The organism is Aminobacter sp. P4_H6_2 (assembly GCF_056400805.1).
The window spans coordinates 1-8458 of the sequence record NZ_JBFUKO010000199.1; the positions used below are offsets into that span (position 1 = coordinate 1).

The 8458-nt window shown below is 61.9% G+C and carries 8 protein-coding genes; 1 reads left to right on the top strand and 7 read right to left on the bottom strand.

The genetic code is table 11. The features are described 5' to 3' along the window. The 3 genes from AC1DUU_RS15555 to AC1DUU_RS15565 form a co-directional block, all read right to left on the bottom strand. Window positions 1-721: C40 family peptidase (locus AC1DUU_RS15555; RefSeq protein WP_476784311.1), on the bottom strand; the 721-nt coding region annotated here is incomplete at its 3' end. After that, window positions 718-1068, bottom strand: coding sequence for a MarR family winged helix-turn-helix transcriptional regulator (locus AC1DUU_RS15560; protein WP_378944995.1), 351 nt, complete (start codon window positions 1066-1068; stop codon window positions 718-720). The genes AC1DUU_RS15560 and AC1DUU_RS15555, both read right to left, overlap by 4 nt. A 168-nt stretch (window positions 1069-1236) precedes the next feature. Next, window positions 1237-2601 (bottom strand): leucyl aminopeptidase family protein, encoded by a 1365-nt coding sequence (locus tag AC1DUU_RS15565; protein WP_476784312.1) that lies wholly within the window; start codon window positions 2599-2601, stop codon window positions 1237-1239. A gap of 134 nt (window positions 2602-2735) precedes the next feature. Between AC1DUU_RS15565 and AC1DUU_RS15570 the strand changes: the two genes are divergently transcribed. After that, window positions 2736-3548: a tetratricopeptide repeat protein gene (locus tag AC1DUU_RS15570; protein WP_476784313.1), complete on the top strand. Its 813-nt coding sequence runs from the start codon at window positions 2736-2738 to the stop codon at window positions 3546-3548. A 72-nt stretch (window positions 3549-3620) separates the two neighbouring features. Here the strand turns inward: AC1DUU_RS15570 and AC1DUU_RS15575 are convergent, their stop codons facing one another. The 4 genes from AC1DUU_RS15575 to AC1DUU_RS15590 all read right to left on the bottom strand — a co-directional run. Next, window positions 3621-4637 carry a type II secretion system F family protein gene (locus AC1DUU_RS15575; RefSeq protein WP_476784314.1) on the bottom strand — a complete coding sequence of 339 codons (1017 nt, stop codon included), beginning with the start codon at window positions 4635-4637 and terminating at the stop codon, window positions 3621-3623. 4 nt (window positions 4638-4641) lie between these two features. Next, the gene (locus AC1DUU_RS15580; RefSeq protein WP_476784315.1) at window positions 4642-5655 is read right to left on the bottom strand and encodes a type II secretion system F family protein; all 1014 of its coding nucleotides are present in this window, start codon (window positions 5653-5655) and stop codon (window positions 4642-4644) included. 28 nt (window positions 5656-5683) lie between these two features. Further along, window positions 5684-7174, bottom strand: a complete 1491-nt coding sequence (locus tag AC1DUU_RS15585; RefSeq protein WP_476784316.1) for a CpaF family protein — start codon at window positions 7172-7174, stop codon at window positions 5684-5686. 29 nt (window positions 7175-7203) lie between these two features. After that, window positions 7204-8458 (bottom strand): CpaE/TadZ family protein (locus AC1DUU_RS15590; protein ID WP_476784317.1); only part of this gene is annotated, 1255 nt, incomplete at its 5' end.

An 8458-nucleotide genomic window follows, 5' to 3' on the forward strand; every position in this document is an offset into this window, starting at 1 on the left:
GGCCCTTCCAGAAGACGAGATCGCCGCGCTGGAGCTGCGAAAAATCAGTGCCAGGATCTACCGGAGTGCCGAGCGCAGCCTCCTGCATGTCGGAATCGCGCAGCACGTCACGCCCAGCCATGCGCATCGAGAGCTGGACCACACCAGAGCAATCGATGCCGAAGGCACTGAAACCGCCCCAGAGATAGGGCGTGTCGATCAGCCGTTCCGCTACCGAAACAAAATCGTCAGCCTTGGTGCCGACCGGCGCCAGATGCTGAGTGACAATCGCCTCGCCCGAAGCCAGCAGCGCATAATTTGTGCCGCGCGTTTCGGCATAACCGGTGACGGCGACCTGCGAGCCCAGCGACAGAGCCGAGCTGCGCGGAAACTTCATGTCCGGGCCAGGATAGACAAAAGTGCGAAGGGCGGTGACGACATGCGTCGGCTCGGGTCCACGTGGGGCAAGGTCGCCCGCCGAGACATAACCGACATAACCGTCGCGCTCGGCCTGGAGCCAGGCGAAGCCCTCGGTCTCTTCGAAAACCAGAACGTCGTCGCCAAAAAGCAGCTGCGTGTTGAGGCCAGAATCAGGACGGGGTGCCTTGCGGACATCGGCGACGGGCACGGAAATGCGTGCCGGGCGACCAGTGACAAAACTCTCGGCCGCGACTTCGCCCTTGAGGCGGGCGTCGGCCAGGTCGGGGCGGAAGGCGTGAAGGCGGCTGTCTCGGGCGGTCAAATCGGAAGCTCCATGGCTTTGGCAATGATAGCATCGCCCAGTCGCTCGACATAGAGCGCGCCTTCCACCGTGCGCCGGATCAGGACGTTGCGTTTGTCGAGTTCGTCGCGGTGGCGCGACACCAGCTTGAGCGCGCCCATGGTGTCGAGCGCGCGGGTGATGACCGGCTTGCTGACGCCGAGGCGAGCGGCGAGCCCACGCACTGTGTGCGGCGGCGGGTCGAGATAGATGGTGAGCAGGATCGCCATCTGGCGCAGCGTCAGATCAGGCGCGTCATCACGCACCTCGGAAAGGGCAAACTGCTGCAGCAGCCTCAATGACTGGCTCGGACGCAATGCGATCGGCATGACGCCAGCATCCACGCTAATTGTTTCGGTTCCGTTTCAGTCAAAAGGGAATTTGCGGCGAGGGCAAGGCGGGAACCAAGACATGCTGTACGGTCGTTCTGCGACGTTACAGGGGTGTGGCCTCCCGTCCCTCGTATAGCCGGCGATGGACGAGAGGCTTCACCGTAATCAGCCAAACCGCGCCGAAATCACCTTCTCCAGTGCGCGGATCGCCTGGGCCTCGCCGCCGATCGGGCCGTGCGGGCGGTCGCTGGGGTTCCAGGCAAAGATGTCGAAATGCGCCCAGCTGGACGTCTTGTCGACAAAGCGCTTGAGGAACAGGGCCGCTGTGATCGAACCGGCGAAACCGTCCGTGGTGACGTTGTTCATGTCGGCGATCTTCGACGACAGCTTGGCATCGTAAGGCCTCCAAAGCGGCATGCGCCAGATCGGGTCCTCGACCGCAACCGATGCGGCGGACAGCTCGGCAGAGAGCGCTTCGTCGTCGGTGTAAAAGGGCGGCAGATCGGGCCCAAGGGCCACGCGCGCGGCACCCGTCAGCGTCGCCATGTCGATCAACATGTCTGGCTGTTCCTCGTCGGCAAGGGCGAGCGCATCGGCCAGCACCAGCCGGCCCTCGGCGTCGGTGTTGCCGATCTCGACCGTGATGCCCTTGCGGCTTTGCAGCACATCGCCGGGGCGGAAGGCGTTGGCCGAGATCGAGTTCTCGACCGCCGGGATGAGCACGCGCAGCCTGACATTGAGCTTGGCCGCCATGATCATCGAAGCGAGGCCAAGAACGTTGGCTGCGCCGCCCATATCCTTCTTCATCAGGAGCATGCTCGATGGCGGCTTGATGTCGAGGCCGCCGGTGTCGAAGCATACGCCCTTGCCGACCAGTGTGACCTTGGGAGCATCCTTGGGGCCCCAGTTCAGATCGATCAGGCGCGGGGCGTCATCAGAGGCGCGGCCGACAGCGTGGATCATCGGGAAATTGTGCTTGAGCAGGTCGTCGCCGATGGTGACACGAAGCTCGGCGCCATGAACACTTGCAAGCTTCCGGACCGCAGCCTCAAGGGCCGATGGCCCCATGTCGTTAGTCGGCGTATTGACCAGATCGCGAACGAGGAAGATCGACTCGACCATGTGGTTCACGCGAGTAGCGTCGACGCCCTCGGGCAGAGCGAGGCGGACCTCCCTGCCCGACTTCTTGCCATAGCGGGTGAAGGTGTAGCCGCCGAGAGCGACACCAAGGGCGGCCAATTCTGGATGCGAAGGTTGGGCGGCGAAATGCCAGGCGCCTTGCGGCAGGTTGCGGGCGAGCGCGCCAAAGGCTAGCCCGCTTTCACTCTGGCCAGTCCCGAACAGCGCTCCTGCAAGCCGGCCATTGGCACCGGGAACCGCCAGCACCTTGCCCGCCTCGCCGGCAAAGCCGTTGGCATTGGCCCAGGCGAGGATTTCGGGTGCGAGGCCCGCACTTTCGAGGCCGTCCTTGGCAACGAGGTGGATCGGCAGCGCGTCAGCGGGCCTGGTGTCTAGCAGTTCGACCGGCATTTCGACTTCCTTCAGTGTCGGATGGCGCAGCGCCTTGGGCGTTCTTAACCGTCCGTTAGGGTTAACAGAATATTTCTCCAATCCGGGGAGATGGCCGCCGAACGGCCACGCGGGCGAATGGAGAGCCGTCGTCGATGTTGACCAATCGTTCGATGAACGCAACGGGAAAACGCCTTGCGCAGGCGGCTTTGCTTTCGCTGCTTATGGCAAGCGTTGCTGGCTGCGGCACCTCCAAGATGACGACCGGCTCGATCGGCCGCGGCGGCCAGTCGGTCGACACGATGGCGACGGGTTCGCTTGCTGGCTCCGCCGACAAGCTTGGGCGCACCTACGCCAGTGATCCCAACAACAAGCCCGTAGCGATGCAATACGCCTCGGTGCTGCAAATGAGGGGCCAGACCGACCAGTCGCTTGCCGTGATGCGCAAGCTTGCCATCGGCTACCCCAAGGATCGCGACGTGCTCGCCGCCTATGGCAAGGCGCTCGCCGCTTCCGGCGAATTGCAGCCAGCATTGGACGCCGTGCGGCGCGCCCAGACGCCTGAATATCCCGACTGGAAGCTGGTCTCCGCCGAAGCCGCAATCCTCGACCAGCTCGGCCAGACACAGGATGCACGCGGCCTCTATCGCCAGGCGCTCGACCTCAAGCCGAACGAGCCGACTGTGCTGTCCAATCTCGGCATGTCCTATGTGCTCGAAGGTGACCTGAAATCAGCCGAGACCTATTTGCGTTCGGCAGCTTCCCAGCCAGGTGCTGACAGCCGGGTGCGCCAGAACCTCGCCCTGGCGGTCGGCTTGCAGGGCCGCTTCGACGAAGCCGAACAGATCGCCAGCCAGGAGCTTTCTCCCGAACAGGCACAGGCCAATGTCAGCTATCTCAGAGGCATGCTGGCCCAGCAGAATGCCTGGAACCAGATCAAGGCCGACGACAAGTCGAAGAAGAACTGACCGGCAGCAAAGCTTGGAATGCAAAAGCCGCGTCGAACAACGCGGCTTTTTTTGTTGCTGCCGAAGCGGCTTTTATTCGCTGCTCGACTGCTGCTTTTCGCCAAAAACGCCGCGCTGGCTGATCTGCATGCCGGCAGGGCCGAGAATGATGGCAAACAGCACCGGCAGGAAAAACAGGATCATCGGCACGGTAAGCTTGGGGGGAAGTGCGGCTGCCTTCTTTTCCGCCGCGTTCATGCGCATGTCGCGGCTTTCGGCTGCCAGCACACGCAGCGCCGTGGCAACAGGGGTGCCGTAGCGTTCGGCCTGGATCAGCGCCTGGGTGACCGACTTGACCGGTTCGAGACCGGTGCGGGAAGCCAGGTTCTCATAGGCCTGGCGACGCTCCGTGAGATAAGAAAGCTCGGCATTGGTGAGCACGAATTCTTCAGCCAGATCGACCGATTGCGCTCCAATCTCGTCGGCGACCTTGCGCAAGGCCGCTTCGACCGACATGCCTGACTCAACGCAGATCAGCATCAGATCGAGCGCATCCGGCCAGGCCGCCTGGATCGACTGCTTACGCTTGGTGGCCCGGTTAGTGATATAGATCACCGGTGCGTAAAAGCCGGCGTAAGCAAGCACGATGCAGACGAAAATCTTGACGAAGACAGACTTGTCGGCGATTCCGCCAAGAACGAGAACGTAGACCAACCCCAAAACCAAGCCGACGAAGGGCAGTGCCAGGCGAAAGAACAAGAACCTTGTCAGCGGGTTCTGGCCACGGAAACCGGCAACCTTGAGCTTATTGAGCGTGCTTTCGTCCACCAGAGCCCGTCGCAGATCAAGGCGTTCAACGATGTTGCGCATGCCGATCGACTGTTGTTCGCGCAAGCCCTTGTGGCGGCGGTCGCTTTCGGCGGAAAGGCGGATGCGCTGCTTGGCGCGCAACTCGTCACGCTCCAGCGCYACCGCCTTCATGCGCCCCTTGAGCGGATTGCTGCCCAGCGAGGGCATAACGGTGAAAACAGTGGCAAAGACCGCGATGGCAACGAGCAGCGCGATGAGAAATGACGGATCGGTGAGCGATTTGACGACTTGGTCTGTCACTGTCCTAAACCTCGAAATTTATCATCTTGCGCATGATAAAGATGCCGATCGCCATCCAGATGCCTGACACACCGAGGATGAGGTGCCCGGTGCTCGTGGTGAACAGCGGCATGATGTAGTTCGGGCTGCTGAGATAGACGAGCAAGGCAACGATGATCGGCAGCGAACCAATGATCCAGGCCGACGCCTTCGCTTCCATCGACAGCGCCTGAACCTTGGCCTTCATCTTCTTGCGGTCACGCAGCACCCGGGAAAGATTGCCAAGAGCTTCCGAGAGATTGCCGCCGGCCTGGCTCTGGATCTGGATGACAATGCCGAAGAACCCCGCTTCGGGGCACGGCATGGTCTCGGTCATGCGCAAGGCTGCTTCAGGAATGGAGACGCCGACTTGCTGGGCTTCGACCAGGCGACGGAATTCGCTGCGAACCGGCTCGGGCGATTCAGAGGCGATGAGGCGGATGCCGTCATTGAGCGGCAGGCCCGATTTCACGGCGCGCACGATAATGTCGAGCGCATTGGGAAATTCGACGAGGAACTGCTTGACGCGGCGGCCTCTGCGGAAAGAGACAAACCATCTCGGAAGGCCAATGCTGCCGGCAAGCAGCGCACCGGGCAGCAGGATCGGCGGGGCACCGGCGATGAATACCAGGGCAGTGACGACCAACCCGCATATGGCCGAATAGACGTAGAAGCGCTGAACCGTCACCAGCATGCCGGCCTGGCGGATCTGGACGCGCAGTGGCGGTTTCTTGATGTTGCGGTCCTTGGCCTTCTGCTTTTCCTCGAGTTCGTTGAGCGTGTCCTGGACAGATTTACGCCGCTTGGCGACTTCGGCGACCCGGTCGCGGGATGCCTTCACCACTGACTTGTCGGAGTCGGTCTGCCTCACCGACGCAAGCCGACGATCGCTATTGGTCTGGCTCTCGATACGATTGAACAGAAAGGCGTAGGCGACCGCGCCGGCGCTGAGGCCAGCAAGGGCGATGAAGATCAGCATCATGGGGTCGAGGCCGAACATGGGGCGTCAGATCCTCGTTTCTTGCATGTCAGGCTGCGCTCTTTTCCATGGCTTCCAGCGCGATTGCGAGCCGCGCCTCCTCGCCATAGTAGCGGGCACGATCCCAGAAATGAGGACGCCCGATGCCGGTGGAGACATGCTGGCCGATCAGTCGGCCGTTCTGGTCCTCGCCCTTGATGTCATAGAGCACCAGGTCTTGGGTGATGATCACGTCGCCTTCCATGCCGATCACCTCGGTGATGTGGGTGATGCGACGAGAACCATCGCGCAAACGCGCGGCCTGGATGATGATGTCGACGGAACCGACGACGATTTCACGCACGGTCTTCTGCGGCAGCGAATAGCCGCCCATGGCGATCATCGCCTCGATACRGTTGAGACATTCGCGCGGACTGTTGGAGTGGATGGTGCCCATCGAGCCGTCATGGCCGGTATTCATCGCTTGCAGCAGATCGAAAACCTCAGGTCCGCGCACTTCGCCGACGATGATCCGCTCGGGGCGCATACGCAGGCAGTTCTTGACGAGGTCGCGCATGGTGACTTCGCCCTCGCCTTCCAGGTTGGCGGGCCGCGTTTCCAGGCGGACGACATGCGGCTGCTGCAGCTGCAGTTCGGCCGAGTCCTCGCAGGTGATGACGCGCTCATCGCGGTCGATATAGTTGGTAAGGCAGTTGAGCAGCGTCGTCTTGCCCGAACCCGTACCGCCCGAGATGATGATGTTGCAACGGACACGGCCGATGATCTTCAGCACCTCGGCACCTTGCGGCGAGATGGCACCAAATTTGACGAGCTGATCGAGCGTCAGCTTGTCCTTCTTGAATTTCCGGATGGTGAGAGCAGCGCCATCGATCGACAGCGGCGGCGCGATCACGTTGACGCGGGAGCCGTCGGGCAGGCGCGCATCGCAGATCGGCGAAGATTCATCGACTCGGCGGCCAACCTGGCTGACGATGCGCTGGCAGATATTGAGCAACTGCTGATTGTCGCGGAAGCGAATATTGGTCTGCTCGACCTTGCCGTTGACCTCGATGTAGACGTGTTTGGCGCCGTTGACCATGATATCGGCGATGTCGTCGCGGGCAAGCAGCGGCTCCAGGGGGCCATAGCCGAGCACGTCGTTGCAGATGTCTTCAAGCAGTTCCTCCTGCTCGGAGATCGACATCGCGAAATTCTTGATCGCGATGATGTCGTTGACGATGTCGCGGATTTCCTCACGCGCGCTGTCGGGATCAAGCTTGGCGAGTTGCGACAGATCGATCGTGTCGATCAGCGCTGAAAACACCTGGCTCTTGGTGTCGTAGTAACTTTCGCTGCGCTCGCGCTGCTGCGGCTTGCGCTCGGCGGCGAAGGATGGCGAAGGTTCGGCGGCACGTCGAGCCGGAGTAGATGCGGCTGGTGACGGCACCGCAGGGCGCGAGGCAACCAGCGTGTCAGTGGATTGCGCCACAGGCACCGCTCCAACTGGGCGGAATCCCGGCGTCGAGCGGTTGCCGTCGTCGTTGCCTCTCTTGCCAAACATGGTCGACTAGCACCTCCGCGCAGCGCGCATCACTTCTTGCGGGCCTTCAGCCGATTGAGAATTCCTCCGAGACCGGACGGCTTCTTGGCCTTGGCTTCGGACCTTCCGGTCAGGACGTGGGCGATCTCGTTAATTGTCTGGACGACCGCGTTCTTCGCATCCATCTCGCCGAGCATTCGGCCATTGTTGGCGGCATTGCCAAACAGCAGCGGATCAAACGGTATGACGGCCATCGGCGTGATCCCCAGCGGCTCGGAGAAATCCTTCACGGAAATTTCGGGCCGCTTGGGCATCCCGGCCTGATTGAGGACCAGCCTCGGCGGCGGGTCGTTGGGCCGGAGCCGCTTGAGCATATCGACCAGGTTCTTGGCATTGCGCAGATTGGCCAATTCCGGCGTCGCGGTGATGACCACCTCGTCGGCGCGGATCAACGTGTTCTTGCTCCAGCCGCTCCAGATATGGGGAACATCGAGCACGATCAGCGGCGTACTGCGCTGGGCCGTATCGATGATCGAGGCGAAGGCTTCGGCGTCGAAATCATAGACACGCTCCAGCGTCGACGGTGCGGCAAGCAGAGACAGATGTTCCGCGCATTGCGCGAGCAGGCGGTCGAGATAGACCTCGTCGACACGCTCAGGCGCGAACACCGCCTCGGCGATGCCCTGGGCAGGGTCCTGGTCAAAATTGATATTGGCTGTTCCGAAGGCCAGATCGAGATCAGCGACAATGACCTCCGACTTGAACAGGGTGGACATGCTCCAGGCGACGTTGTGGGCGATGGTGGAGGACCCCACCCCGCCCTTTGCGCCGACAAAGGCGATCGAACGGCCGATGGGCTCCGCCTCTGGATCAACGAAGATGGAGGAAATGACGCTGACAACATCGGCCGTAGACACAGGCGCCACGACATATTCGGAAATGCCCGAACGGATCAGTTCGCGATAGAGCGCGACATCGTTGTAGTGGCCGATGACCACGACCTTGGAACTCGGGTCGCAATATTCGGATAGACGGTGCAGCATTTCGAGCAGGCTCTTGGGCTCGCCGCGCGACTCGAGGATGATCAGGTTGGGCGTTGGAGCGCCRCTGTAGACTTCAAGCGCGGTTTCGATGCCGCCCATGTGGACTTGAAGATGGGCCTTGGCCATGCGCCGGTCTTCGCCGGCGCGTTCGATCGGGCCGGCGACGCTGTCGGTTTCGCAGAACGCCTGGATCGAAATGCGCGGCACCGGCCGCAGCACCTGCATCACGGCAAGATCCTGCTGCGAAAGCTCGGCGCTCTCG